Source organism: Virgibacillus sp. MSJ-26 (assembly GCF_018918075.1).
In the GTDB taxonomy this organism is placed as follows: Bacteria; Bacillota; Bacilli; order Bacillales; family Amphibacillaceae; genus MSJ-26.
Window position 1 is genome coordinate 13,731 of sequence record NZ_JAHLPW010000020.1, and the last position, 26,059, is coordinate 39,789.

Annotated in this window: 24 protein-coding genes and 1 other RNA gene; 22 read left to right on the plus strand and 3 right to left on the minus strand. The window is 37.1% G+C overall.

The window, feature by feature from the left end:
• Positions 1-15 precede the first annotated feature (15 nt).
• Positions 16-996 carry a diaminopimelate dehydrogenase gene (locus KQI49_RS15615; protein ID WP_216490517.1) on the plus strand — a complete coding sequence of 327 codons (981 nt, stop codon included), beginning with the start codon at positions 16-18 and terminating at the stop codon, positions 994-996.
• A gap of 29 nt (positions 997-1,025) precedes the next feature.
• On the opposite strand, the gene KQI49_RS15620 is transcribed toward KQI49_RS15615, so the two are convergent.
• On the minus strand, positions 1,026-1,553 hold the full coding sequence (locus tag KQI49_RS15620; protein ID WP_216490449.1) for a shikimate kinase: 528 nt from the start codon (positions 1,551-1,553) through the stop codon (positions 1,026-1,028).
• A gap of 176 nt (positions 1,554-1,729) precedes the next feature.
• On the opposite strand from KQI49_RS15620, the gene rpoN reads away from it, so the two are divergent.
• From rpoN to KQI49_RS15670, 10 genes are all read left to right on the plus strand, one after another.
• The gene (gene rpoN, locus KQI49_RS15625; RefSeq protein WP_371817583.1) at positions 1,730-3,016 is read left to right on the plus strand and encodes an RNA polymerase factor sigma-54; all 1,287 of its coding nucleotides are present in this window, start codon (positions 1,730-1,732) and stop codon (positions 3,014-3,016) included.
• Between the two features lie 15 nt (positions 3,017-3,031).
• The gene (locus tag KQI49_RS15630) at positions 3,032-3,286 is read left to right on the plus strand and encodes a glutaredoxin family protein (protein ID WP_216490453.1); all 255 of its coding nucleotides are present in this window, start codon (positions 3,032-3,034) and stop codon (positions 3,284-3,286) included.
• Positions 3,287-3,466: 180 nt separating this feature from the next.
• Positions 3,467-4,495, plus strand: a complete 1,029-nt coding sequence (locus KQI49_RS15635; RefSeq protein ID WP_216490454.1) for a sugar-binding transcriptional regulator — start codon at positions 3,467-3,469, stop codon at positions 4,493-4,495.
• Between the two features lie 37 nt (positions 4,496-4,532).
• Positions 4,533-5,531: a type I glyceraldehyde-3-phosphate dehydrogenase gene (gap, locus tag KQI49_RS15640; protein WP_216490456.1), complete on the plus strand. Its 999-nt coding sequence runs from the start codon at positions 4,533-4,535 to the stop codon at positions 5,529-5,531.
• Between the two features lie 142 nt (positions 5,532-5,673).
• On the plus strand, positions 5,674-6,855 hold the full coding sequence (locus KQI49_RS15645) for a phosphoglycerate kinase (protein WP_216490458.1): 1,182 nt from the start codon (positions 5,674-5,676) through the stop codon (positions 6,853-6,855).
• A 63-nt stretch (positions 6,856-6,918) separates the two neighbouring features.
• Complete coding sequence (tpiA, locus tag KQI49_RS15650; protein ID WP_216490519.1) at positions 6,919-7,677, plus strand: triose-phosphate isomerase; 759 nt, start codon at positions 6,919-6,921, stop codon at positions 7,675-7,677.
• On the plus strand, positions 7,674-9,212 hold the full coding sequence (gene gpmI / locus KQI49_RS15655) for a 2,3-bisphosphoglycerate-independent phosphoglycerate mutase (protein WP_216490460.1): 1,539 nt from the start codon (positions 7,674-7,676) through the stop codon (positions 9,210-9,212). The genes tpiA and gpmI overlap by 4 nt, the downstream gene beginning before the upstream one ends.
• Before the next feature lie 20 nt (positions 9,213-9,232).
• Positions 9,233-10,519, plus strand: coding sequence for a phosphopyruvate hydratase (eno, locus tag KQI49_RS15660; protein WP_216490462.1), 1,287 nt, complete (start codon positions 9,233-9,235; stop codon positions 10,517-10,519).
• A 506-nt stretch (positions 10,520-11,025) separates the two neighbouring features.
• The gene (locus KQI49_RS15665) at positions 11,026-11,997 is read left to right on the plus strand and encodes a nucleoside hydrolase (RefSeq protein WP_216490463.1); all 972 of its coding nucleotides are present in this window, start codon (positions 11,026-11,028) and stop codon (positions 11,995-11,997) included.
• Positions 11,998-12,053: 56 nt separating this feature from the next.
• Complete coding sequence (locus KQI49_RS15670) at positions 12,054-12,632, plus strand: nitroreductase family protein (RefSeq protein WP_216490464.1); 579 nt, start codon at positions 12,054-12,056, stop codon at positions 12,630-12,632.
• Positions 12,633-13,290: 658 nt separating this feature from the next.
• Here KQI49_RS15670 and ptsP read toward each other — a convergent pair.
• Complete coding sequence (gene ptsP, locus KQI49_RS15675) at positions 13,291-15,003, minus strand: phosphoenolpyruvate--protein phosphotransferase (protein ID WP_216490465.1); 1,713 nt, start codon at positions 15,001-15,003, stop codon at positions 13,291-13,293.
• A gap of 132 nt (positions 15,004-15,135) precedes the next feature.
• Positions 15,136-16,050: an alpha/beta fold hydrolase gene (locus KQI49_RS15680; RefSeq protein ID WP_216490466.1), complete on the minus strand. Its 915-nt coding sequence runs from the start codon at positions 16,048-16,050 to the stop codon at positions 15,136-15,138.
• 153 nt (positions 16,051-16,203) lie between these two features.
• Here KQI49_RS15680 and secG point away from each other — a divergent pair, with 153 nt between their 5' ends.
• The 11 genes from secG (at position 16,204) to KQI49_RS15735 (ending at position 26,055) form a co-directional block, all read left to right on the plus strand.
• Positions 16,204-16,437: a preprotein translocase subunit SecG gene (gene secG, locus KQI49_RS15685; protein ID WP_216490468.1), complete on the plus strand. Its 234-nt coding sequence runs from the start codon at positions 16,204-16,206 to the stop codon at positions 16,435-16,437.
• 109 nt (positions 16,438-16,546) lie between these two features.
• The gene (locus KQI49_RS15690) at positions 16,547-17,293 is read left to right on the plus strand and encodes an alpha/beta hydrolase (RefSeq protein ID WP_216490469.1); all 747 of its coding nucleotides are present in this window, start codon (positions 16,547-16,549) and stop codon (positions 17,291-17,293) included.
• 45 nt (positions 17,294-17,338) lie between these two features.
• Positions 17,339-19,531, plus strand: coding sequence for a ribonuclease R (gene rnr / locus KQI49_RS15695; protein ID WP_216490471.1), 2,193 nt, complete (start codon positions 17,339-17,341; stop codon positions 19,529-19,531).
• A 312-nt stretch (positions 19,532-19,843) separates the two neighbouring features.
• Positions 19,844-20,587, plus strand: a complete 744-nt coding sequence (locus tag KQI49_RS15700; protein WP_216490473.1) for a metal ABC transporter ATP-binding protein — start codon at positions 19,844-19,846, stop codon at positions 20,585-20,587.
• On the plus strand, positions 20,588-21,439 hold the full coding sequence (locus tag KQI49_RS15705; protein WP_216490475.1) for a metal ABC transporter permease: 852 nt from the start codon (positions 20,588-20,590) through the stop codon (positions 21,437-21,439).
• A gap of 92 nt (positions 21,440-21,531) precedes the next feature.
• A complete protein-coding gene (locus KQI49_RS15710; RefSeq protein WP_253286873.1) occupies positions 21,532-22,500 on the plus strand; it encodes a metal ABC transporter solute-binding protein, Zn/Mn family in 969 nt (322 codons plus the stop codon).
• Positions 22,501-22,636: 136 nt separating this feature from the next.
• Entirely contained in the window at positions 22,637-23,101 is a 465-nt protein-coding gene (smpB, locus tag KQI49_RS15715; RefSeq protein ID WP_216490476.1) for an SsrA-binding protein SmpB, read from the plus strand.
• Positions 23,102-23,234: 133 nt separating this feature from the next.
• Positions 23,235-23,599: a transfer-messenger RNA gene (ssrA, locus tag KQI49_RS15720) on the plus strand.
• 203 nt (positions 23,600-23,802) lie between these two features.
• On the plus strand, positions 23,803-24,855 hold the full coding sequence (locus tag KQI49_RS15725; RefSeq protein WP_216490478.1) for a M42 family metallopeptidase: 1,053 nt from the start codon (positions 23,803-23,805) through the stop codon (positions 24,853-24,855).
• A gap of 191 nt (positions 24,856-25,046) precedes the next feature.
• Positions 25,047-25,400, plus strand: coding sequence for a lmo0954 family membrane protein (locus tag KQI49_RS15730; RefSeq protein WP_216490480.1), 354 nt, complete (start codon positions 25,047-25,049; stop codon positions 25,398-25,400).
• 19 nt (positions 25,401-25,419) lie between these two features.
• The gene (locus KQI49_RS15735; RefSeq protein WP_216490482.1) at positions 25,420-26,055 is read left to right on the plus strand and encodes a PspA/IM30 family protein; all 636 of its coding nucleotides are present in this window, start codon (positions 25,420-25,422) and stop codon (positions 26,053-26,055) included.
• Positions 26,056-26,059 lie beyond the last annotated feature (4 nt).

A 26,059-nucleotide genomic window follows, 5' to 3' on the forward strand; every position in this document is an offset into this window, starting at 1 on the left:
GGAGTGGTATCCATGGTGCAACATATACGCGTTGGAATTGTTGGTTACGGTAATTTAGGACGTGGAGCAGAAATGGCTATCAAAAAGACCAGTGATATGGAACTCATTGGTGTGTTTACCCGAAGAGAGCCGAAAGCAATTCAGACTATAGACGCTGATACTAAGGTTTATCATATGGATGAAATAAACAATTTCCAAGATAAAATTGACGTGATGATACTTTGTGGTGGGTCAGCCAATGATTTACCAAAAATGAGTCCGGAGATAGTTAAACAGTTTAATATAGTAGACAGCTTTGATAATCATTCACAAATACTTGAACACCTTAATCGAGTGCAGGTAAAAGCTCAGGCAAGTGGAAAAATAGGGGTTATTTCGGTTGGCTGGGATCCGGGTTTATTTTCAATGAACCGCCTTCTAGGTGAAAGCATATTACCTCAAGGTGAAACTTATACATTCTGGGGAGAAGGACTTAGTCAAGGCCATTCCGAAGCGGTCCGCCGGGTCAATGGAGTGAAAAACGCAGTTCAATATACGGTACCAATCGAGACAGAACTTAATAAAGCAAGGACAGGCCAAGGTGCTGATTCCAATGCCGCTAAGAGACATAAACGAGTGTGTTACGTTGTAGCTGACAAGCAGGATGAAGAGCGTATAGAACATGAGATAAAAACGATGCCACATTACTTTGTGGATTATGAAACAGATGTGCATTTTATTACGGCAGATGAGTTAACAAAAAATCATAGTAAGATGAAGCATGGTGGTTTTGTTATACATTCAGGAGAAACGAGTGAAAATCACAATCAAGCGCTTGAGTTTTCAGCAACGCTTGACAGTAATCCTGAATTTACAGCAAGTGTGCTTGTTGCATATGCGCGTGCGGCATTTAAATTAAACCAAGCAGGCGAAAAAGGAGCAAAAACTGCCTTTGATATTCCATTTTCTGCCTTGACTCATAAATCAAGAGAAGACGTTATTCGGGAATTACTGTGAAAGGAAAGACAAGTGGAGAGGGTGAACTCTCACCCCTTGTCTTTTATTATAGTATTTAAAATTTTTGATACAGCTTCTTCAATGCGTAGACCGTCAATATTTACTTTATAATGGTAGTCTTGATAAATTGATAGCCGCTCATTAAAGAGTTGGTTAATTTCAGTTAAACTTTTATCTTGTAACAGCGGTCGAGTACCCTTAAGATAATTCAGTCTCTTTTTCCAATACTTCCAACTCATTTCCAAATAAACAACGATACATTTCTCTAAGCTAACCTTCTTAATTTTATCTTGCAAAAAAGCACCGCCGCCAAGCGAAACGACTTTGTTATGTTCATGTACGTTTTGAAAAAAAAGATCCCTCTCAGAATTTCTAAATACAGCTTCTCCATATTGATAGAAAATCTGAGGGATAGACATCTTAAATTGTTTTTCTATTTTTTTATCAACATCGATAAAATCATAAATAAGGTTTTTCGCCAAAATGTCACCAATTGTGGTTTTGCCAACCCCCATAAAGCCAATTAAAACGATACTTTTATGCTTAGATAACCCCATCCATAAAACCTCTTTCATATCCCTTTTATATTAATTATAACAGTTATGCTATAAAATATTGAAACAGACTCCAATAATCTGTTAAATAACCTGAAACAAAATTAAACTTTTTTGATTCATAGATGAGATTTTTCTGTAGTTATGGCAAAATAGAAGATGAATAGACAATGGGGGGCGTGATAACCTTGAAACCAAGTCTTGTTCAAGAACAGAAGTTGGAACGTAAGATGACACAAACTTTACTGCAATCCATTCAATTACTACAGTATACAGGTGTTGAATTGATTGAGTATATTCACGAGATTTCAAAAGAAAATCCTCTTATTGAAGACGTAAATTATGATGAAGATATTACACGTTTTAAAATTAACAATACTAACCAAACTCCGATTGGAGAAATAAATCAAACACAAGAATCGATGTATAATCAACTGAAAAGACAGCTTTACACCCTGGATATACCATCCGAATTAAAAACAACCGTTGACTATGGTATTGATTCATTAAACAGTGATGGTTATTTAGATATCGATATTGAAAGTTGGGCGAATCATTGTCAAGCAACTACTAAGCAGGTGGAGCAGGCTTTGTCATTTATTCAGTCACTAGAACCTCTTGGAATTGGTGCTCGCTCTTTAAGTGAATGTTTGTACTTACAGCTGAAAAACCAGGTCGATGAAACGCTCATATTGGATATCTTGAATCATCATTTGAAATGGGTAGCAAGCTATGATCTTGAATCACTAAGCACTCATTATGACTTAAGTGTTAATGAAGTTGAAAAAATCATTGAACTGATTAAAACATGTCATCCTAAACCGGGTTTATTACTGGAAACAAAGCAAGCAAATTATATTGTCCCTGAAGCAAATATTATAAAAAAAGACGGGGCATGGCATATTTCATTTTTTAAATGGAATCGACCTAATATAGTCGTTGATGAATCTTACGAAAATTTATTGCAAATTGGAGGGGAAACGGCAACATATCTTAAGGAGAAGTATCGACAAGTTGATTGGTTGAACCAAGCAATTACTTATCGTTCGAATACATTGGAGCTAATTATTAAACAAATATTACTAAAACAGTACCTATATTTCGAACACGGTCATTTTTTACTCAAACCACTAACCTTAAGAGAAGTAGCTGAAGAACTTAACTTGAGCATTTCAACGGTTAGTCGGGCAGTTAGTCAAAAATACGTCCAAACACAACATGGGGTAACACCTTTGAAATTCTTTTTTCAATCAGGCGTTCGTCAACATGATGGTCAGGTTATGTCTGCTTATTCTGTCAAACATCTCATTGCAGAAATTATTCAACATGAAGATAAAGTGAAGCCCTTATCAGATGAAGCTATAAAAAACAAATTGCACGAAGAATTCAATGTTCAAATTGCACGGCGAACAGTACGAAAATACCGTGATGAATTAGATATCCCTGCATCGATGAGACGGAGATAATGGAGGTCAGTTAAATTGCAGAAGGTTATATTCTATACAAAAGAAGTTTGTTCTCTTTGCGATGATGCTTATGCATTGTTAAAGATGTTTCAACGAGACTTTCCTTTTGAAATTGAAGAAAGAGATATCTATACAAATGACGAGTGGCTTGAAGAATATCAATTATTAATTCCTTTTGTACAAATAAATGATACAACCTTGAATTGCGAAGAAATAAATATTGTGAGTTTAGAAGAAGCTTTAAAAGAGAATATAAGTAATAACTACTGATTAACGTATAGGATATTCGAATTAAAATTTATGAAGAAACGAACCTTAAAGTTTGTTTATTTTTTAGGGTATGCTATAATTTTAATTGTAAGAGATATCCTTTGCGTATTTTTTTGCAACGCGTGGGGCAAATTAGTCACTGGTGGGACTATTTAGTACCCGCGAAAAGGAGTAATTTCAGTGAGAGAATTGATTGAACTTCAAAAGAGAGTATTCCCTGATGTTTTGGATGTCATGCAAACAAGATATATTTTTCTATCTACCATTGACACTTTACAGCCAGTGGGGAGAAGGGGGCTTGCCGAAAATATTAATTTAACTGAGCGAAGTGTTCGAAGTGAAGTTGAATTTTTGCAAAGCAAAGGATTTATAGAAGTCACCAGTAAAGGAATGTACCTTACAAAAGAGGGTAAATTAATCCTTGAAAGATTATCTCTGTTTATGAGAGAGCTTATGGGATTAAATGTTTTAGAAAGCCAGATTAAGGATAAATTAAAAATATCACGTGTCATTATAGTGTCTGGTGATAGTGATCAAGACGAGTGGGTCAAGCAAGAAATGGGTAAGGCGTGTGTAAGTTATCTTAAAACAATTATCAACTCAAGCTGCACTTTTGCTGTTACTGGTGGTACGACCATCGCTGCGTTGGCGGAAGTGATGACGCCATTTGATGAAAAAGGTCATTATTTATTTGTTCCAGCGAGAGGCGGTATTGGTGAAAAGGTAGAAAATCAAGCTAATTCAATTGTGGCAGAAATGGCAAGAAACACGAACGGCTCATACAGACTCCTCTATATTCCAGACCATTTAAGTGATGTTGCTTACCTTTCTATTATGGAAGAGCCAACCATTAAAGATGTTCTAGACCAAATTAAAGGTGCGGATATCGTGCTTCATGGTATAGGTGATGCTTTAACAATGGCTGAACGAAGAAAAACCCCAAAGGAAGTCATTCAGAAACTTAAAGATAACGAGGCAGCAAGTGAAGCTTTTGGTTACTATTTTAATCAACAAGGTGAAGTGATTCATAAAGTTAAAACAGTTGGAATTCAACTTGAAGATTTGTCTACCATGCAATCTGTCATAACAATTGCTGGTGGAAAATCAAAAGGAAAGGCGATTCACTCTTATTTTCAACAAGGAAAGAGTGATGTGCTTATCACGGATGAAGCTGCAGCAAAAGAGATTTTAAGGGATTCAACCCTTTAAATATAGCATATTAATAAATTTTAGGAGGAATATAATTATGACAGTAAATGTAGCAATTAATGGTTTTGGACGCATTGGACGTTTAGCATACCGTCGCATCAAAGAATTAAAAGATACGGATCTTAAGGTAGTTGCAGTAAATGATTTAACTAGTAATGATGACTTAGCATATTTATTAAAATATGATACTGCACAAGGTGTTTTCCCATATGAAGTAAAAGCTGAAGGCGATTCAATTTTCATAGATGGTGAAGAAGTTAAAGCATATGAAGAAAAAGATGCAAGCAAATTACCATGGGGTGACTTAAACATTGATATTGTACTAGAATGTACAGGTTTCTATACAAGTAAAGAAAAGTCACAAGCTCATATCGATGCAGGAGCTGGAAAAGTATTAATTTCAGCACCAATTAAAGATGATACAAAAATGATTGTTTATGGTGTAAATGATGATACAGTAGATAAAGATGATAAAATTATTTCAGCAGCTTCATGTACTACAAACTGCTTAGCACCAATGGCAAAAGTACTTTCAGATAAATTTGGGATTCAACATGGTTTAATGTCAACTATTCACTCTTACACTGCTACTCAAGCGATGCAAGACTCACCAGGTGGACGTAAAAACCGTGCAGGAGCTCAAAACTTAATTCCAGCTTCGACAGGAGCTGCAAAAGCAGTGGGTAAAGTTATTCCGGAAGTCGATGGATTGGTCGATGGTACAGCAGTACGTGTGCCAACAATTACAGGTTCATTAGTAGAATTCTATTCTGTCCTAGATAAAAAAGTGACAGAAGAAGAAGTTAATGATGCAATGAAAGAAGCAGAATCTGATTCATTTGGTTATAATGTGGATGAAATTGTATCTAGCGATATTATTGGAAATACTCATGGATCAATTTTCGATGCTACACAAACAAAAGTTCAAGAATCAAATAATGGACAACTTGTTAAAACAGTAGCATGGTATGATAATGAATATGGATTTACTTCAAATATGGTTCGCTTGCTAGAAGCTTTCGCAAAATTATCTTAAGCTCTAACCACTAATAATAAAAAGTTATAAAGCTTTTAAAAGCGGGGAGCGTTCGCGCTTCCCGCTTTCATATTTTAACAGAGTTAATTTTCCTCTAACGTAAAAGTACCACACATGACTTATTTAAGGAGAGACTCTAACTATGAACAAAAAAACATTACACGATATTGATGTAAAAGGTAAAAAAGTCTTTTGTCGAGTGGATTTTAACGTGCCAATGGCAAATGGTGAGGTAACAGATGATACACGTATTAAAGCGGCAATCCCAACGATTAAGCACTTATCAGATAATGGCGCAATCGTTATTTTAGCAAGCCATTTAGGTAGACCAAAAGGCGAAGCTGTTGATGAATTAAGATTAGATCCTGTTGCTAAACGATTAAGCGACCTTATAGGAAAGTCAGTTTTAAAAACAGATTCTGTATATGGAAAAGAAGTTGACAAAGCGATAGCTCAAATGAGTGAAGGAGATCTACTACTTATCGAAAACGTTCGTTTTGAAGGTGGCGAAACAAAAAATGATCCAAAACTTGCACAAGAGTTTGCGGATATGGCTGACCTTTATGTGAACGATGCATTTGGTGCTGCGCACCGAGCACATGCTTCTACAACAGGAGTTGCTGAGAAACTTCCAGCCGCAGCTGGTTTCTTATTGGAAAAAGAAATCGAAGTACTTGGTAAAGCTTTAGAAAATCCGGAGCGTCCATTTACAGCAATTATTGGCGGTGCGAAAGTAAAAGATAAAATTGATGTGATTGATAATTTACTGGATAAAGTGGATAATTTAATCATTGGTGGTGGTTTAGCTTATACTTTTATTAAAGCACAAGGTTATGAAATCGGAAACTCATTATTAGAAGAAGATAAGATTGACTTAGCCAAGGAATTCATGAAAAAAGCTGAAGATAAAGGTGTAAATTTCATGTTACCAGTGGACGCTATTGTTGCAGATGATTTCTCTGAAACTGCGGACACTAAGATTGTGCCAATTGATCAAATTCCTGCTGATTGGGAAGCGTTAGATATTGGAACAAAAACACGGGAAAACTATGCTGAAGTAATTTCAGATTCTAAGTTAGTTATTTGGAATGGCCCAATGGGTGTGTTTGAAATGAATCCATTCGCAGGTGGAACAAAAGAAGTTGCTCGTGCATTGTCTGAAACGGATGGATATACTATTATTGGTGGAGGAGATTCAGCGGCAGCTGTGGAACAATTTGGTTATGCAGAAGACATGGATCATGTTTCAACTGGTGGCGGAGCTTCTTTGGAATTTATGGAAGGTAAAGTTCTTCCAGGAGTAAATGCTTTAGATGATAAGTAAGCAACTAGTTAGATCAAGGGAACATACTTTAAATCGGTAATAAATTCAGTAGAGGTGAATATGATGCGTAAAAAAGTGATTGCTGGAAACTGGAAAATGAATAAATTAAAAGCTGATGCAGATCAATTTATGGAACAAGTTGCTGATAAAGTACCATCAGATGAGCAAGTGGAAGCCATTGTTTGTGCACCATATCTTTATCTACCTTCACTTGTTGAAAAAGCTAAAGGGTCAAAGGTTAAAATAGGTGCCCAAAATATGCATTTTGAAGAAGAAGGTGCTTATACAGGTGAAGTCAGCCCTACTATGTTAAAAGATATAGGTGTGACACACGTCATTTTAGGGCACTCAGAACGTCGAGAATATTTTGCCGAAACAGACGAAACAGTTAATAAGAAAGCAAAAGCGGCGTTTCAACACGAACTTACTCCGATTGTTTGTGTAGGCGAAACGCTTGAGCAGAGAGAAGCCAATGAAACTAAGTCACATGTTGAGTCACAAGTAAAACAAGCGTTAGAAGGATTAACCGAGGACCAAGTGGTAGAAACGATTATTGCGTATGAGCCAATTTGGGCAATTGGAACTGGCAAAACAGCTTCAAGTGAAGATGCTAATGAAGTGTGTGCTCATATTCGACAAGTCATTAAGTCAACTGTATCTGAAAAGGCTGCCAAGCAAGTTGTAATCCAATATGGTGGTAGCGTGAAACCTGCCAACATAGATGAATTGCTAGGACAATCAGATGTTGACGGCGCTCTTGTTGGAGGTGCCAGTCTTGAACCTGACTCCTTCCTACAGCTTGTGGAGGCTGGTGCAAAATGAGTGATAGACAACTAGCAGCTTTAATTATTTTAGATGGATTTGGTATTCGCGACGAACAATCGGGAAATGCAGTTAAGCAAGCGAAAAAGCCAAATTTTGATCGTTACTGGGATACATTCCCACATAATCAATTAAAAGCAAGTGGCAATGCGGTCGGTCTCCCCGAAGGACAAATGGGTAACTCAGAGGTTGGACATTTGAATATTGGAGCGGGTCGTATCGTATATCAAAGCTTAACCCGAGTCAATCTTTCCATAGAAAAAGGAGAGTTTTATGATAAAGAAGTCTTCCTGAAATCCATGAGAAAAGCGAAAGAAAAAGGTAAAGCTCTTCACTTGTTTGGTCTATTATCAGATGGTGGTGTCCATAGCCACATTAATCATTTATTCGCTTTACTTAAATTAGCTAAAATGGAAAATCTCGAAAAAGTATATGTTCATGCATTTTTAGATGGTCGTGATGTCGGTCCTCAAACAGCTCAAAATTATTTAACTCAAACCGAAGACAAAATGAAGGAGCTTGGTGTAGGAGAAATAGCGACTATCTCTGGACGCTATTATTCCATGGATCGTGACAAGCGTTGGGACCGTGTTAAAAAAGCATATGACGCTATGGTATACGGTGAAGGTCCGTCTTATGAAACACCAGAAGATCTGATTGACGACTCATATAAAAATGGCATTTTTGATGAATTCGTTATTCCTTCAGTATTAAAAGATCCAAATGGTGGGCCTGTCGGTAAAGTAGAAGACGGCGATTCAATCATCTTTTATAATTTCAGACCCGACCGAGCCATCCAGATTTCACGTACTTTTGCAAATGAAGATTTTGATGAATTTGATCGTGGCAGTCGTCCACCAAAGGATTTAGATTTTGTTATGTTAACAAATTTTAGTGAAACGGTTGATGGTTATGTAGCGTATGAGCCGACCAATTTAGATGATACAATTGGCGAAGTTTTATCGAAAAACGATATGAAGCAATTAAGAATAGCGGAAACTGAAAAATATCCACATGTCACCTTTTTTATGAGTGGTGGCCGGGAAAAAGAGTTTCCTGGTGAAAAGCGTATTTTAATTAATTCGCCAAAAGTCGCAACTTATGATTTACAACCTGAAATGAGTGCATATGAGGTGACAGATGCGCTAATAAATGAACTTGATACTGGGGATATTAATGCTATCATCTTAAATTTTGCCAATCCAGATATGGTGGGTCACTCAGGAAAATTACAACCGACAATTGACGCTATTGAAGCGGTTGATGAGTGTCTTGGTAAAGTTGTGGATAAAATTCAAGAATTAGGCGGTCACGCCATCATTACGGCGGATCATGGGAATTCCGATGAAGTAGTCACATTAGATGGACAACCTATGACCACTCATACAACAAATCCAGTTCCGGTTATCGTGACGAAAAAAGGGGTAGAGCTTAGAGATGGAGGTATTTTAGCCGATTTATCTCCAACATTACTTGACCTTTTAGGTGTCGATAAACCCGAGGCGATGTCTGGAACATCTATTATAAAAAAATAAACGACTAAGGAGAGATTGTTATGCCATATATTACTGATATTTATGCGAGAGAGGTTCTTGATTCACGCGGGAACCCAACAGTAGAGGTAGAAGTTTTCACTGAGTCAGGTGCTTTTGGTTCTTCCATTGTTCCAAGTGGAGCATCGACGGGTGAGCATGAGGCTGTTGAATTAAGAGACGGTGATAAAGATCGTTATTTAGGTAAAGGTGTTCAAAAAGCAGTTGACAATGTGAACGACATAATTGCACCAGAGCTCATTGGTCTGGATGTCACTCGCCAAAATATTATCGACAGTATGATGATTGAACTTGATGGTACACCTAACAAAGGAAAATTAGGAGCGAACGCTATTCTAGGTGTTTCAATGGCTGCAGCACACGCCGCAGCAGCTTATTTAGAACAGCCTTTATATAATTACTTAGGCGGGTTCAATGGAAAAACTTTACCGACTCCAATGATGAATATTTTAAATGGTGGAGATCATGCTGATAATAACGTGGATATTCAGGAGTTTATGATTTTACCAGTTGCTGCACCGACATTTAAAGAAGCACTCCGTACGGGCGCAGAAGTGTTCCATTCATTGAAAAAAGTATTAAAAGATAAAGGGCTTAATACTGCAGTAGGAGATGAAGGTGGATTTGCTCCCGACTTGAAATCCAATGAAGAAGCTTTCCAAACAATTGTCGAAGCGATTGAAGCTGCTGGCTACAAACCAGGTGAAGAAATTAAACTTGCCATGGACGTTGCTTCTTCCGAGTTTTATGAGGACGGAAAATATAACTTGAAAGGTGAGGGAGTCGTCCGTAATTCTGAAGAAATGGTCGATTGGTTTGAAGATATGGTGAATAAATACCCGATTGTTTCTATTGAGGATGGACTTGACCAAAATGATTGGGAAGGCCACAGACTACTAACAGAACGTTTAGGTAAAAAAGTACAACTTGTTGGAGACGACTTATTTGTAACGAATACAGAAAAGCTAGCCCGAGGCATAGAAGAAGGTGTCAGTAACTCAATCTTGATTAAAGTAAACCAAATTGGTACTTTAACTGAAACCTTTGATGCCATTGAAATGGCCAAGCGTGCAGGCTATACATGTGTTATTTCACATCGCTCCGGTGAAACTGAAGATGCAACGATAGCAGATATAGCTGTTGCCACAAATGCTGGGCAAATTAAAACAGGTGCACCATCCAGAACGGATCGTATTGCTAAATATAATCAGCTTCTACGCATTGAAGATGAGTTATCCGGTATGGGTCAATATGCTGGTTTGTCAGCATTTTATAATTTGAATAAGTAATATTAAATAGTGACTCAATCAAGAGACAGAGGCAGTAGCTTCTGTCTTTTTTTTGTGTATGAATACATTATTTCATACACCAGGAAACTATAACATTAAAACTCCTGTGGATAATTTTATACTGAAATTGTCCACGTCCAGCTTCAGCGCCCAGTAACTACCAAGCTTTGAATACCTTCCTACGATAAGTCGAACTCGAATCGCTCCGCTCTTCGGTTCTCCTTTATCTCCTGCGTAATGAATGATCAATTAAAACCGATGCTCCTGAGCATCAACATTGACCCACCTCGCTTGGCGAGGCGCAGTCCGTACGTTGCTAAACGGGCGCCCCGCACTTTTGTTCTGAATTAATGTTTCATTTTAGGTATTTAGATGCGATTCTTAACGTATCAGAAGATTTAAGTATAGGACAAAATGAGAAGAGAATAGATTAGCTATATATCATTTTTTATTTAAATGTGGGCAATTGGGAAGAAGGCTCTATAAAATTATCGGAGGGATGTTTGTTGGGGCAAAAAGTGTTAGTATTCGGGGATATCGGGATAGACGATACAATGGCAATTATTTACGGTTATTTTAATGATGATATTGATATTGTAGGTATTGTCGCTGATTACGGAAATGTGACCAAGGAGAAGGCAGTTGCTAATGTACAATACGTCAAAAGTTTACTTGAAAGTGAGAAAACAGAGCAAGTTGCTATTATAGGTGGAGCTGAATTATCTATGACAGGCGAGCGACTGCAATCATTTCCAGAGATTCATGGAGAATACGGATTAGGTTCAATCATTCCACCACAAGAGTATTTAGATGGGGATGTACTTGAAAATTTCTTTGAAGTGGTTAAACTAATCGAGGATCATGATGACTTAATCATAGTCAATATCGGTCGACTTACTTCACTTGCGACATTGTTCCTTTTATATCCACAATTAATGCAAAAAATTAAAGCGTTTTACATGATGGGAGGCGCTTTTTGGGTTCCTGGTAATATTACTGCCGTTTCAGAAGCTAACTTTTATGGTGACCCTATAGCAGCCAAAATTGTTTTATCCATGGCCGATAACGTGTCAATTATTCCTCTTAACGTTACAGAGCATGCTAATGTAACTCCGGAAATGATAAATTATATTGATGAGGTTCAAGAACTTAATTTAGTTAAGCCTATATTTGATTACTATTACTCATTTTATAAAAAAAGAAATCCGAGCCTTAAAGGGGCGCCACTTCATGATGTCCTTACATTAATGGCTCCTTTCTACGATAATTTGCTTACATATAGCGAGTTGCCAGTTGAAATTATCCAATCATTAAGTGGTGTTGAAAGAGGACAAAGTATTGCAGATATAAGACCTTTTGTTGAGTTGGAAAATGATTTAGATGAACCAGGGAAAAAACATCGAATTGCTTTTCAATTGCATTATGAAGAATTCTTCATTAACTTTATGACTAACATGACTGGCCAACGTTTTGGTTGACACCTTACTAATAATATCTGATATTAATAAGCAGATGATTAAAAAAGGTGGATCCTATGACGATATTACAGACGATTAGAGAAAGACGCTCTATTCATAATTTTAAACAGGTAAATATTAAAAAAGCGATTTTAAAAGAAATTTTCACTTATGGATCCTACGCTCCAACTCATCATATGAAAGAGCCTTGGAATCTAAAGATTTATCAGGATGATGGAAAGAGAGCATTTGTTGACGCCATAATGAATAGTTATCAACGCAGTGGGATGATTAAAAATGATGAATCACCCCAGACACAAAAAACAATTGCATCCATTAGCCAGTTTTTACTAGATATACCCCATCATGTTTTAATTTATTTTGAAATAGAAGATAATCTTCTCAGATATGAAGAACTTTATGCCTCTGTTTGTGCTTTTATTCAAAACGCTCAGTTAGCTGCATGGGAATATGGGGTCGGCATGCTGTGGACTATTACTCCATATATGCATGATTCTGAGTTTGTAAAAGAGATAGGCCTAGATGCCAACAAAATGAAAATAGCAGCTGTCATGCAAATGGGCTATCCAGCAGACATACCTAAATATAAAGAAAGAATACCTATCGAAGAAAAAATAGAGATTGTATCAGAGTAGTAGATACAAACTGCGCCAACTCTTTCTCGCACTCTCAAATAGAAATTGGCAAGTGTTCGTCCATCGCTACGGAAATACACTTCGCTTTCCAGGGGCGGGTGGTGAGCCTCCGAGTGCTAACGCATTTCGGGGTCTCACCGATGTCTTTGGGGCTGCGCGTGAATGCTCGCCCCACCGAAGACCATAGCTCCCTAGGAGTCTCCGTGTATTTCCTCCGCTTGTTATTGCTTACTTTTACGGCAAGAAGAATTTTTTATTAGTTCATTCTTCAGAGAATGTATAATCATGAATCGGTGTGTCTATCCTAGCTTAGGCAGAATACGAAGATTCCTATGGGAAAAGCAAGTGGTCTTCGATGGGGCGAACAATAGTGCAGTCCCACGAGTCTGGAGACCCCGGAAGAAGCGTTCTTTGCTTCTGAGGAGGCTGAAGTGGGAAGAATGAACCCCAATTCTTCCTGCCCATGGAAAGCGAAGTATTCTGCCGGAGCGAAGTGCACGCACCGCATTCAATTTGCTAGGATTAAAATAATCAGATAAATAATCTTCACTGTGTCGTAGTTTATGTATAAATGCATTAATTCTGCAATTGGAAGTAAGTTTATAGAAATAAAAAACGCTTCTAGCCAAGGGTAATTTGACTAGAAGCGTTTTGGTTTTTATTTTGTTAATTTATTGATATATTCTATAACTTCATCTGCTGTGGACATACTCAAGAACTTGTCCTTGTTTGCTGCTATATCTTTTTTAGAAAGGTCTAATATTTGCGTACGTGCAGGTAATATGGAAGTTGCACTCATACTGAATTCGTCGAGGCCAAGTCCAAGTAAAAGAGGAATGGCAATTGGATCTCCAGCCATTTCACCACACATACCTGCCCATTTACCTTCACTGTGAGCTGCCTCAATAACATTATTCACTAAATTCAAGATAGCAGGATGATAGGGTTGATACAAGTAAGATACGCGCTCGTTCATCCGGTCAGCTGCCATTGTGTATTGAATTAAATCGTTTGTACCAATACTAAAGAAATCAACTTCTTTGGCAAATTGTTTAGCTAGGACGGCTGTTGAAGGAATCTCAACCATAATCCCCACTTCAATTGAGTCTGAAACCTCTACACCATCTTTAGTTAGCGAATCCTTTTCATCAAGTAAAATGCTTTTAGCTTGTCTAAATTCTTCAAGAGTCGCAATCATTGGGAACATGATTTTCAAATTACCAAACGCGCTTGCCCGGAGCAATGCTCGTAATTGAGGACGGAAAACGTCTTCGTTCTCTAAACAGAAGCGAATTGCTCTGAAACCTAAGAACGGATTCATTTCTTTCGGTAAGTCCAAATAACTTAATTCTTTGTCTCCACCGACATCCAATGTTCTGACAACAACTGGTTTACCATCCATTTGTTCAAGAACTGATTTATAGGCTTCAAATTGCTCCTCCTCAGAGGGCATTTCACTTTTACCCATGTATAGGAATTCGGTACGATATAGACCAATAGCTTCTCCACCGTTGTTTAAAACACCTTCAACATCTTCAGGTGTTCCGATATTTCCACCTAATTCGACTTGTTCACCGTCTTGAGAAAACGTCGGTTCATCTTTTAATTTAGCCCATTCTTCTTTTTGTTTTTCAAAAGTAGCTTGTTTATCTTTATAGGCTTTAATGTCTTTTTCGCTAGGATTAATTAACACAGCGCCTTCTAAACCATCGACTATAACGATGTCATCTTGATTTACTTTTTGTGTGGCCTCCTTTGATCCTACAATTGCAGGGATTTCAAGTGAACGTGCCATGATGGCAGAGTGTGAAGTACGCCCACCAATATCAGTGGCAAATCCTTTTACAAACTGTCGATTCAACTGAGCAGTATCTGATGGTGTTAGGTCATTTGCAATTACGATAACTTCTTCATCAATGAGGGCGGGATTTGGAAAGTTAACCCCAAGCAAATGAGCCATTACGCGCTCAGTAACATCTTTAATATCAGCCGCACGTTCTTTCATATAGTCGTTGTCCATGTTTTTAAACATATCGATAAACATTTTAGCTGTTTCGTCTAAGGCGACTTCAGCGTTGACTTGTTCATTTGTTATTTTATCTTTAATCGGATTTATCAATTCAGGATCTTCCAGCACAAGCAAATGCGCCGAAAAGATTTCAGCATATTCATCTCCAAGCTCTTTCTTGGTATGGTCTCGAATTTTATCTAGTTCTGTTTTTGATAGAGCTAATGCATCGTCGAGACGTTTTATTTCTCCCTCACTATTTTCAATGGATTTTTTTTCATATGTTAAGTCGGGCGTTTCCAAATGATAAGCTTTCGCCATAGCTATTCCAGAAGAAGCAGCTATGCCATGAATACTTTCCATACTTTCACAACCTTTCATTAATATCTGTCTTTTCTATTTTATACTTTATCCTAGTGTAGATTCAAGCAAACTTCCCTAATGCAATAAATTCTTCATAATGCAAGCGTTTTATTGTAAAAAACTTACATAATACTAGATTAATCGGTCATTTATCCACTTCTTAATGACTTGGAAAACCTCCTGTCGATTAATTTCATTTAATACTTCATGACGTGCATTTTCAAAAAGTAAGGTAATGATATCGTCTATACCAGTCTTTTCTAATAAGTGTGCTGTTTTAAAAACACCACTCCCAAATTGTCCAACTGGATCAGCATCACCACCGATTAACAGGATTGGTAAATCTTTTCGGATGGAATCATTTAATTTCGGATTATGAATCTTGATTAATCCTGACATTAAATCATAGAAAAATCGACCTGTGGGAACGAATCCAGTATAAGGATCGGAAATATAATTCTGAATGACAGTCTCATCTCTTGTTAACCAATCAAAAGCTGACTTTTTATGCTTGATAGCTCTATTGTTATTTCCAATTGTCAGGTAGTTCATTAAATTTGATTTCTCTTTTGGAGGCCGAGTGCTTGCTAAAGCCCGTCCCATTTTTACTATTACAGGAGGATAATAACCGGTCCCCGACAGAATTAGCCCGTCAATCCTATGACTGTAGTTTTGAATATATCTACGTGCTAAAAAGGATCCCATACTATGGCCGAGTAAAAAAAGAGGCACATTAGGGTATTCCTGTTTTATGTAATTTGATATATACATTAAATCGTTCGTAGTTTTTTCAAAACCTTCCGTTTCAGCAAAGTAACCAAATAAACCTTGTAGTTCTCCTGTTTTGCCGTGACCTCTATGATCATTGCCAACAACAATCATTCCTTTAGAAACTAAAAAGTCAGCAAATTCATTATACCGATTAATATGCTCTACCATTCCATGTGATAGTTGAACAATTGCATTTGGCTGTATGTATGGATTAGACCATTTTTTCATATATATGTTTGTGTGATCTAGTGTTTCTAACCATATTTCTTCCATCATAATAATCCTCCCAACAACAAAATATCAGTTTGTTATATTATAAAATCATTATTTGCAAACAGCCAATCTAATGAAAAAAGGCTTGCTATCCTATTCAACGTTATGATAAAGTAAATACATGTAGTTGTCCGTAAGTAGGGGGTGCGTGTTAAAATGGCAGGCGGTATAGTGAGTGTTTTATTAGTCATTAATTCAATCGCAATGATTGTACTAATTTTATTACAATCTGGAAAAAGTGAAGGTCTCTCTGGGGCAATTTCAGGGGGAGCTGAACAATTATTCGGGAAACAAAAAGCACGAGGAATTGACTTGTTTCTCCACCGCGCGACAGTCGTAACAGGAACATTGTTTTTTGTTTTAGCGTTTTTAACAGCCTATATTTTATAATGATACGAAGCCCTTATCATATTAAATGATAGGGGTTTTTTAGTATAATAAACGGGAATATTAAAATAATAGTTGAAAAGTTACATACGGAAAAATGAAGGAGATTTCTATGAAGATTAAACAACCAGAACCATTTACATTTGAAGCAGGATCAAGAGCAGTTTTATTACTACACGGGTTTACAGGCCATTCTGCAGACGTGCGTATGTTAGGACGCTTCTTAGAGAAAAAAGGTTATACAAGTCATGCACCGATTTATCGAGGACATGGTCGTCCTCCTGAAGAGCTTATAAAAACGACACCAGACATGTGGTGGGAAGATGTACAGAATGCTTACCAGCATCTTAAAGACCTAGGTTATAACGAAATTGCTGTAGCGGGTTTATCCCTTGGAGGGGTGTTAAGTTTGAAACTGGCTTACAGCACGAAAATAAAAGCAGTCATTCCCATGTGCACTCCAATGTTTTTTGATAATGAAACACAATTAACAGCTGGATTTAAAGCATTTTCGAAAGAATATAAACAACTCAGAGGTCAAAATGAAGTCTCTATCTCTGAAGAGGTTGATTCAATAATGAGCGAGTCAAATAGCTTATTTCACCAAATAGCTGACTTGATTAAAGACGTTAATGAAAATGTGGATATGATTTATGCTCCCACGTTTGTGGTACAAGCTCGAAAAGATGAAATGATTAATCCAGATAGTGCTTCATTCATTTACGAACACGTTGAGTCACCGGTTAAGGATATGAAATGGTATGAAGAATCAGGTCATATCATCACCATGGATAAAGAGAAAGATCAATTACATGAAGATGTCTATAACTTTTTAGAGTCATTAGATTGGGAAGTATGACGTTAAACAATAAGTTAATACTATAAATGAAAGAAGGTGTCGAGTATGAGCAATGATTTGAAAGAGAGACTTTTAAATTACTTTGATGAAAATAGAACGGGACCACAATCAGTGCAGGAATTAGAAGGTGAGTTACAGATAGAGGATTCTGTTGGGTTCAAAGAATTAGTCATCGCTTTAAATGAATTGGAAGAAGCCGGACAACTCGTTCGGACTCGTAAAAATAGATTTGGTCTACCTGAAAAGATGAATCTCATTCGTGGTCGAATTCAGATGAACAAAAAAGGATTTGCCTTTCTTATTCCTGATGATGAAGATCATCCCGATGTTTACATCCATCATTCAGATCTTGAATCAGCAATGAATGATGACAAAGTTTTAGTTAGACTTGAAAAACAGGGTGAGGATGGTCATCGCCCAGAAGGAACAGTTATACGAATTCTAGAACGTGTGATTACGGAAGTCGTTGGTACATTTGAAAATAATAAAGCATTTGGCTTTGTTATTCCTGACGACAAACGAATACCAAATGATATTTTCATACCGAAAGATAAAATGAATGGGGCTGTTAGTGGACATAAAGTGATTGCCAGTATTACAAAGTATCCAGAGCAACGTATGAGCGCTGAGGGTGAAATCACGAAAATATTAGGCCATAAAAATGATCCAGGTATTGATATTTTATCAATTATCTATAAGCATGGTATCAAAATGGACTTTCCTGAGGAAGTGCTTGAGCAGGCTGGAAATACTCCTGAACAAATTTCAGATAAGGACATGGAAGGCCGCCGTGATTTGCGCTCAGAAATCATCGTGACTATAGATGGTGCCGATGCGAAAGATTTGGATGATGCTGTTTCTGTGAAAAAGTTAGACAATGGCAATTATAAACTCGGCGTTTATATAGCTGATGTTAGCTACTACATCGAAAAAAACTCACCCATGGATAAAGAAGCGTTTGAACGTGGAACAAGTGTTTATCTAGTGGATAGGGTTATCCCGATGATTCCACATCGTCTGTCTAACGGAATTTGTTCACTTAATCCACAAGTCGATAGATTGACCTTAAGTTGTGAAATGGAAATTGATTCGACTGGGAAAGTTGTCAATCATGACATTTTTCCGGCAGTCATTAACACAACTGAGAGAATGACATATAATGCTGTAAATAAGATTCTCGTTGATCAAGATGAAGAGGTTAGAAGCGAGTATAAATCTTTAGTTCCGATGTTTGAACAAATGGAAGGGTTAGCGAGTATTCTTCGTGGAAAAAGAATGGGACGCGGCGCGATTGACTTTGATTTTAAAGAAGCGAAAGTTCTCGTTGATGATGAAGGAAAAGCTAAAGATGTCTTACTACGTGAACGTTCCGTTGGTGAACGATTAATTGAAGAATTTATGTTAGCAGCGAATGAAACGGTAGCTGAACATTTTCACTGGCTCGATGTTCCGTTTATTCATCGTATACATGAAGATCCAGATCAAGATAAGTTACAACATTTCTTTGAATTCCTAGCAGGACTTGGGTATTCTGTGAAAGGGAAGGCAAATGAAATCCATCCACAAGCCCTACAAAAAGTACTTGACGAGGTTCACGGAGAAGCTGAGGAAATGATTGTTTCAAAACTTATGTTAAGGTCAATGAAACAAGCGAAGTATGATCCGAAAAGCATTGGGCATTTTGGTTTAGCGACTCAGTTTTATACACATTTTACGTCACCCATTAGAAGGTATCCTGATTTAACGGTTCACCGATTAATCCGTAATTATTTGATTCACAAAAAAATGGATCAAAAGACAGTTGATAAATGGAAAGAAGAGTTGCCGGAACTTGCCAGACATTCTTCTGAAACAGAACGTACAGCTGTGGATGCAGAGCGGGACGTCGATGACATGAAGAAAGCTGAATATATGTTAGATAAAATTGGTGAAGAATATACTGGCGTAATTAGCTCAGTCACAAGTTTTGGTATGTTCGTTGAATTAGAAAACACTGTTGAAGGATTGGTGCATGTCAGCTATCTGACAGATGATTATTATCATTTTGATGAAAGAAGTTATGCCCTTATTGGAGAAAGAACAGGAAATGTTTACAGAATCGGTCAAGAGGTAAAAGTAAAAGTAATCAATGTAAATATGGATGAACATGTGGTTGACTTTGAGATGATTACACCAGGGGAAAAAGAAGAATCCTCAAATAAAAATAAAAAACGAACAAAAAAACGTAAGCGAAAATAATTCTTAGCTTTTTGATAACTTAAACGTTTCGAGGGAGGGGGGCGCTCAAACCCCCCTGGCTTCGCTGTTCTCAATATTCGATTTTGTGAGTGGACTGAAACAAGTTGCCCTGGGTAAAATTAATTGTTGACAGTTAAATGTATGTCGCTTATACTAAAAAATATACAAAAGCCAACTCGATTAGGAAATCATTTGAAATAGAGAAGATTTTTTAAAATATAAATATGTAGATTTTACTTTTTTTTATATTCGTTTTGCCCTAAGTAAACATTTGTTGACTTAGCTAAATAAACACTAGGAGGGAAAAATACTGTGGCAAACCAAATATCTGTTAAAGACATGAGTGTCTCATATTTCGGTAAAGAAGTTTTAAAAGATGTCAATTTTACATTTGATGACGGAAGCTTAATAGGTATTTTAGGACCGAACGGTGCAGGTAAATCGACTTTAGTTAAAGCTGTTCTCGGGCTCATCCCAATGAACTCAGGTGAAGTTAAATTTGGCAATCAACCTGTTAGTAATGTTCGAAAAAAAATTTCATATGTTCCTCAACGATCTAATATCGACTGGGATTTTCCGATAGTCGTTAAAGATACGGTGTTGTTAGGTACATATCCGAAATTAGGATTATTTCGTAGACCTAAAAAAGAAGATAAAGAATGGGCGATGGAATGTCTGAAAAAAGTCGGCATGCAAGATTTCGCTAAAAATCAAATAGGTGAATTATCAGGTGGTCAGCAACAACGAGTGTTCTTAGCACGAGCTTTGGCTCAAAAAGCAGATTATTTCTTTTTAGATGAACCTTTTGTAGGGATTGATGTTTCCAGTGAGGAGGTCATCATTAATATTCTTAAAGACCTCAGAGATGCTGGTAAAACTATATTTGTTGTCCACCATGATTTAATGAAGGTAAAGGATTATTTTAATGACATTATCATTATAAACAAAGAGTTATACGGTGCAGGCCCAGTAACAGATGTCTTTAATGATGAAATTATGGGAAAAGCTTATAACTCTAATTTTTCAGTTTTAAGTAGTCTGGGGGTTGGTGTTTAAATGGACTTCATACAAGATTTAATGAATTATGAATTTCTTCAAAAAGCATTCATCACCTCAGTCATTGTAGGAATTATCTGCGGGGTCATTGGAAGCTTCATCATTTTACGAGGTATGGCCTTGATGGGAGATGCCATCTCACATGCTATACTCCCAGGCGTAGCGATTTCTTATATGTTGGGTATTAATTACTTCTATGGTGCTGTGGTGATAGGTGTATTAACCGCGCTTGGAATCGGAGTGATTGACCAACACAGTCGGGTTAAGAGTGATTCGTCTATAGGGATTGTCTTTTCAGCCATGTTTGCCTTAGGTATTATCTTAATTACCATAGCACAAAGTGCGACAGATCTGACACAAATTTTATTTGGAAACGTATTATCTGTTCGAGACACTGATATGTGGATGACGATAATCGTGGGAATTATTGTACTTCTCGCAGTTATTATCTTTTATAAAGAATTACTCGTTTCAAGTTTTGATGAAACGATGGCTCAAGCGTATGGCTTGAAAACACGTTTGATTCATTACGGTATTATGGTTTTGTTGACACTTGTGACGGTGGCATCATTACAAACGGTTGGTGTCATTTTAGTCGTAGCTATGTTAATAACACCTGCTTCAACCGCCTATTTATTAACAAATCGATTATCAGTTATGGTTGTTCTTGCTTCATTTTTTGGAGCCTTATCATCGATTGTAGGATTGTATATTAGTTTTCAACATAATATGCCTTCTGGACCGGTCATCGCTCTAGCTGCAACGGGATTATTTGTCATTGCTTTCTTATTTTCTCCAAAGCAAGGCGTTGTATGGCGCATGTTGAAGAGTAATAATCGAAATATGGCCTAAAGGGTAAAAGATATTGATTTAAAAATAAGATAACCGAGATAATCGGTGTCTAAAATATAAAAATTATATATTAAGAAGGAGAGTTTGGGAATATGAAGGATATGAAAAAGGGCATTTTAGGGGTGTTAATGGCAGGTATATTAATGTTTATATTAGCTGCTTGCGGAAGTGACGACAATGCGGCGGATGATACAAAAAAAGACGATGACAACGGGGATGAACCACTGCATGTTGTGACATCTTTCACGATTATTTCAGACATGGCTGAGCAAATCGGTGGTGACATTGTCGAGGTTCATAACTTAGTGCCAACCGGGACAGATCCACATGAATATGAACCACTCCCAGATGACATTAAAAAAGCAACCGATGCCGATGTTTTATTTTATAATGGGTTGAATTTAGAAGGTGGGAAAAACGGTTGGTTCTTTAAAATGGTTGATTCTGTAGGTCAAGATGAAGATAGGGTCTTTAGCTTAACGGAACAAGTGGAACCAATGTATATAGGCGGAGAAGAAGGAACGGACGAAGAGATTAATCCACATTCATTTATTGATCCTGATGTAGGTATCATGATGGCCGAAGACATGCGTGACGCATTGATAGAGGTTGATCCAGACAACGAAGATCATTATAAAGAATCAGCAGGGGAATATATTAATCGATTAGAAGAAATAGTCGACGAATATGAAGAAAAAATTAATGAGATACCTGAAGAAAAGCGCATCCTTGTCACGAGTGAACGTGCGTTTCAATATATGGCGGATCGTTTTGGATTGGAAGAGGGGTACATTTGGGAAATTGACACCGAGGAAAACGGCTCACCAGAGCAAATAAAAACATTGGTCAATTACTTAACTGATCACGATGTACCAATGCTATTTGTTGAGTCAAACGTTGATGAACGTCCAATGGAAACAGTATCTAATGAATCAGGTATTCCAATTTTCGAAAAGCCAATTTACTCAGATGAAATTGGTGAAAAAGGCTCAGAAGTCGATACGTACGTTAAATATTTAAATTATAATATTGATGTTATTTCAGAAGGATTGAATCAATAAGGCATAAAGATTTTGATAAAAATCACCCCGTATTGCTTAAGGTAATGCGGGGTGAGTTATGTAATAGGCTTCAAATGAAGTTTCATTTTGTATAAAAATTTGATAAACTAATGATGAATGAGTAGGAGGAACAATGATGGCAAAAGGACGAGGAAAAGTACTAGCACAAAATCGAAAAGCGTCTCATGATTATTTTATTGAAGAAACATATGAAGCAGGGATTGTATTAAAAGGGACAGAGATTAAATCAATTCGTGCAGGAAGGGTTAACATGAATGATGCACACGCGAGAATCATGGGTGGGGAAGCTATGCTGATTAATATGCATATTGCTCATTATGAACAGGGTAACCGCTATAACCACGAGCCAACACGTTCACGTAAATTGTTGCTTCATCGCAGCGAAATTGATAAATTGATTGGACTAACCCAGCAGCAAGGATACGCCCTTATTCCATTGAAATTATATATTAAAAATGGTTTTGCCAAAATTTTAATCGGGCTTGGAAAAGGGAAGAAAAAATATGATAAACGCGAAGATCTAAAACAAAAACAGATGAAACGTGATATCGATCGTGCCATGAAAGATCACATGCGTTAAAAGTTGAGTAAGTAGCTGAGCCGCCCGGCTAAACTTGACTTTTGCAATAGATGTGGTACAATATTAATTGTCGTGAGTAGAGAAATACTCACAAATAGCTCAAATATCCATCCTGAGCGTTTCTTATTAATTAGGGGACGTTACGGATTCGACAGGGGTAGGTTGAGCTAAGGTTGCACGTCGAGGTTACGGCTCGTAAAACGTTACACGCCTATAACTGGCAAAACTAATTATCAACCAGCTTTAGCTGCTGCATAAGTAGTAGCATAAAGCAGATCCTTCCTGCTATCGCCCGTGTGGCAGATTGAAGGGTCTCAAATTAAGCGGGCTATACGGTTATCCACCGCCTGAGGATAATCGTTGAAACCAATCAGGCTAGCTCTCCTAAAGCCTGTTGGTAGGCCTAAGGATGAGTGAATGATAATATACCAACTACACGTGTAGAAGCCTTAGTGGCAATACCTCTGGACGAGGGTTCGACTCCCTCCGTCTCCACCAATACATATGTTGGTGGTTTTTTTTGTGTTTAATTATCGATAAGACTCAATATTAACCCTCTCACGGCTGGTTCATTATCTTTAAAATTTGTCCGACAGAAGCCCTCTCACGACTATGATAGTCTCATTATTTTTATTTCCTTAGACTCCGCTCACTATTAGCGTTAAAATATAACTATTATTCAAACAGAAAGGGGAATTTATATGGTATCTTTACCAAATACACAAGAAACGAAAGATCTTATTCAAAAATTAGTAAACATTCCAAGTCCCTCAGGCTTTACCGGGAAAGTGATCCAATTTGTAGAGGATTATTTAAAGGAGTTACAAGTTGAAACAAAACGCAATCGCAAAGGGGGCCTTATAGCAACACTACCTGGTGAAAATACATCAGAACATCGGATGCTGACTGCTCATGTCGATACGCTTGGCGCCATGGTAAAAGAAATTAAAGATAATGGTCGGCTTCGTTTAGATTTAATTGGCGGGTTTACATATCATTCGATTGAAGGGGAATATTGTAAGATCCACACGACTAGTGGAAAAGAATTCACAGGCACCATTTTAATGCATCAAACATCTGTCCATGTTTATAAGGATGCGAATAAAGCTGAGAGAAATCAGGAGAATATGGAAGTTCGAATTGATGAAAAAGTGGAAAATGCGGAAGATATCCGTGCACTTGGTATCGAAGTGGGGGATTTTGTCTCTTTTGATCCACGTGTGGAGGAGACTGAAAACGGATTTATCAAGTCACGCCATTTAGATGATAAAGCAAGTGTTGCTATTTTACTACAACTTATTAAACGAATTAAAACAGAAAACATTACTCTTCCATATACAACTCATTTCCTTATCTCAAATAACGAAGAAATTGGCTATGGTGGGAATTCAAATATTACTCCTGAAACAGTTGAATATTTAGCAGTTGATATGGGCGCAATGGGAGATGGCCAATCAACAGATGAATATACGGTGTCAATCTGTGTTAAAGATGCGAGTGGACCTTATCATTATGGTCTTCGCAAACATCTAGTTGACCTGGCGAACAAAAATGATGTCGAATATAAACTAGACATTTATCCATATTATGGTTCGGATGCGTCTGCAGCTATCCGTGCAGGTCACGACATCATTCATGGTTTAATTGGTCCAGGTATCGATTCATCACATGCTTTTGAAAGAACACATGAAACATCGTTGGAAAATACAGAGAAGTTATTGTATTACTACGTTCAAGCCGAAATGGTTAAGTAAATAAAATAAAACATAAAGAATTTAATTCAGCATTCCATCAACTGGTGTTATTTCCGGTAGATGGAATGCTTTTTCTGTTTTAAAGTCGAATATACGTCTCAAGACCTAGTACAAAATATGTCTCTAGCTCATTACCGACTCTTTCTTTAAGGAATAAGATAGAAATAGTTAAAGAAAGGAGGGAAAACAAAATGAAAAAATTCATATTGTTCGTTGGTGGGCTAATTGCATTAAGCATTTTGATGGTGAATCTTGGTCCGATGGTCTTGCTAGGTCTCAGCATATGGCTGTTGTATATTATTTTCAAGCAGTTCGTAAAAAGTGATTCAACTGCTGGAAAAATAGGATGGGTGTTATTAGGTCTGCTAGTTTTGAGTATGGGATTAGCAAATATTTACGCTATTTTAGGGATTGTAGCTGCTTATGGTTTGTATATCATTATTAAAAATTGGAAGGAGGAAGCTAGAGATCCAGTAAGTTCAGATATTTCCGATGACGACCCATTTGAAAATTTTGAACGGCAGTGGGAAGAATTAAACTATTAATAAAAAGGAGATATAACAAATGACAACTATTTTTTCACGTATAAAAGAAACAATTTCTGCAGATTTACATGATTTAATGGATAAAAAGGAACAAAAAAATCCGCTTGCAGCCTTAAACCATTATTTACGCCAAAGTGAGCAGGAAAAAGAAAAAGTACGTAAGTTAGTAGAGAGACAATATCTACTTAGAGATGAATTTACTAGAGAGTATCATCAAGCACGAGACCTTGCAGATAAAAGATTGAAACAGGCAACCATAGCTGAAAAAGCTGGAGAAAAAGACATGTACGAATTTGCCATGAAGGAATACGAGGAGTACCAAGCCCGAGAAGGACGCATGAACGTGTCCCGAGAAGAAAGTGTTAAGCAACTAGAAATCTTAGAACAAAAATATGAAGAGATGAAACATAAATTAAAAGATATGCATTTACGTCGAATGGAATTAATGGGGCGTGAAAATGTTGCTAAAGCGAACCACCAAATTAATCGAGTTGTAGAAGGCACCTCTGACAAGCCGTTTTCCCGTTTTGCGGAGATGGAGCAATACATTGAAAATCTAGAATACAAAGTCAGTCATGCCTACTACAGGAGCACATTTGATAGTAAAATGGCTAAATTGGAAAAAGAAATGAATGAACAAAAAGCTTCCAACTAGTTTT

Bases quoted from the DNA above. Each gene is read 5' to 3' on its own strand.
- KQI49_RS15620 (WP_216490449.1), bottom strand. From the start codon at position 1,553: ATGGGGTTATCTAAGCATAAAAGTATCGTTTTAATTGGCTTTATGGGG.
- gap (WP_216490456.1), top strand. From the start codon at position 4,533: ATGACAGTAAATGTAGCAATTAATGGTTTTGGACGCATTGGACGTTTA.
- KQI49_RS15645 (WP_216490458.1), top strand. From the start codon at position 5,674: ATGAACAAAAAAACATTACACGATATTGATGTAAAAGGTAAAAAAGTC.
- tpiA (WP_216490519.1), top strand. From the start codon at position 6,919: ATGCGTAAAAAAGTGATTGCTGGAAACTGGAAAATGAATAAATTAAAA.
- gpmI (WP_216490460.1), top strand. From the start codon at position 7,674: ATGAGTGATAGACAACTAGCAGCTTTAATTATTTTAGATGGATTTGGT.
- eno (WP_216490462.1), top strand. From the start codon at position 9,233: ATGCCATATATTACTGATATTTATGCGAGAGAGGTTCTTGATTCACGC.
- KQI49_RS15670 (WP_216490464.1), top strand. From the start codon at position 12,054: ATGACGATATTACAGACGATTAGAGAAAGACGCTCTATTCATAATTTT.
- ptsP (WP_216490465.1), bottom strand. From the start codon at position 15,003: ATGGAAAGTATTCATGGCATAGCTGCTTCTTCTGGAATAGCTATGGCG.
- KQI49_RS15680 (WP_216490466.1), bottom strand. From the start codon at position 16,050: ATGATGGAAGAAATATGGTTAGAAACACTAGATCACACAAACATATAT.
- secG (WP_216490468.1), top strand. From the start codon at position 16,204: ATGGCAGGCGGTATAGTGAGTGTTTTATTAGTCATTAATTCAATCGCA.
- KQI49_RS15690 (WP_216490469.1), top strand. From the start codon at position 16,547: ATGAAGATTAAACAACCAGAACCATTTACATTTGAAGCAGGATCAAGA.
- rnr (WP_216490471.1), top strand. From the start codon at position 17,339: ATGAGCAATGATTTGAAAGAGAGACTTTTAAATTACTTTGATGAAAAT.
- KQI49_RS15705 (WP_216490475.1), top strand. From the start codon at position 20,588: ATGGACTTCATACAAGATTTAATGAATTATGAATTTCTTCAAAAAGCA.
- KQI49_RS15710 (WP_253286873.1), top strand. From the start codon at position 21,532: ATGAAGGATATGAAAAAGGGCATTTTAGGGGTGTTAATGGCAGGTATA.
- smpB (WP_216490476.1), top strand. From the start codon at position 22,637: ATGGCAAAAGGACGAGGAAAAGTACTAGCACAAAATCGAAAAGCGTCT.
- KQI49_RS15725 (WP_216490478.1), top strand. From the start codon at position 23,803: ATGGTATCTTTACCAAATACACAAGAAACGAAAGATCTTATTCAAAAA.
- KQI49_RS15730 (WP_216490480.1), top strand. From the start codon at position 25,047: ATGAAAAAATTCATATTGTTCGTTGGTGGGCTAATTGCATTAAGCATT.
- KQI49_RS15735 (WP_216490482.1), top strand. From the start codon at position 25,420: ATGACAACTATTTTTTCACGTATAAAAGAAACAATTTCTGCAGATTTA.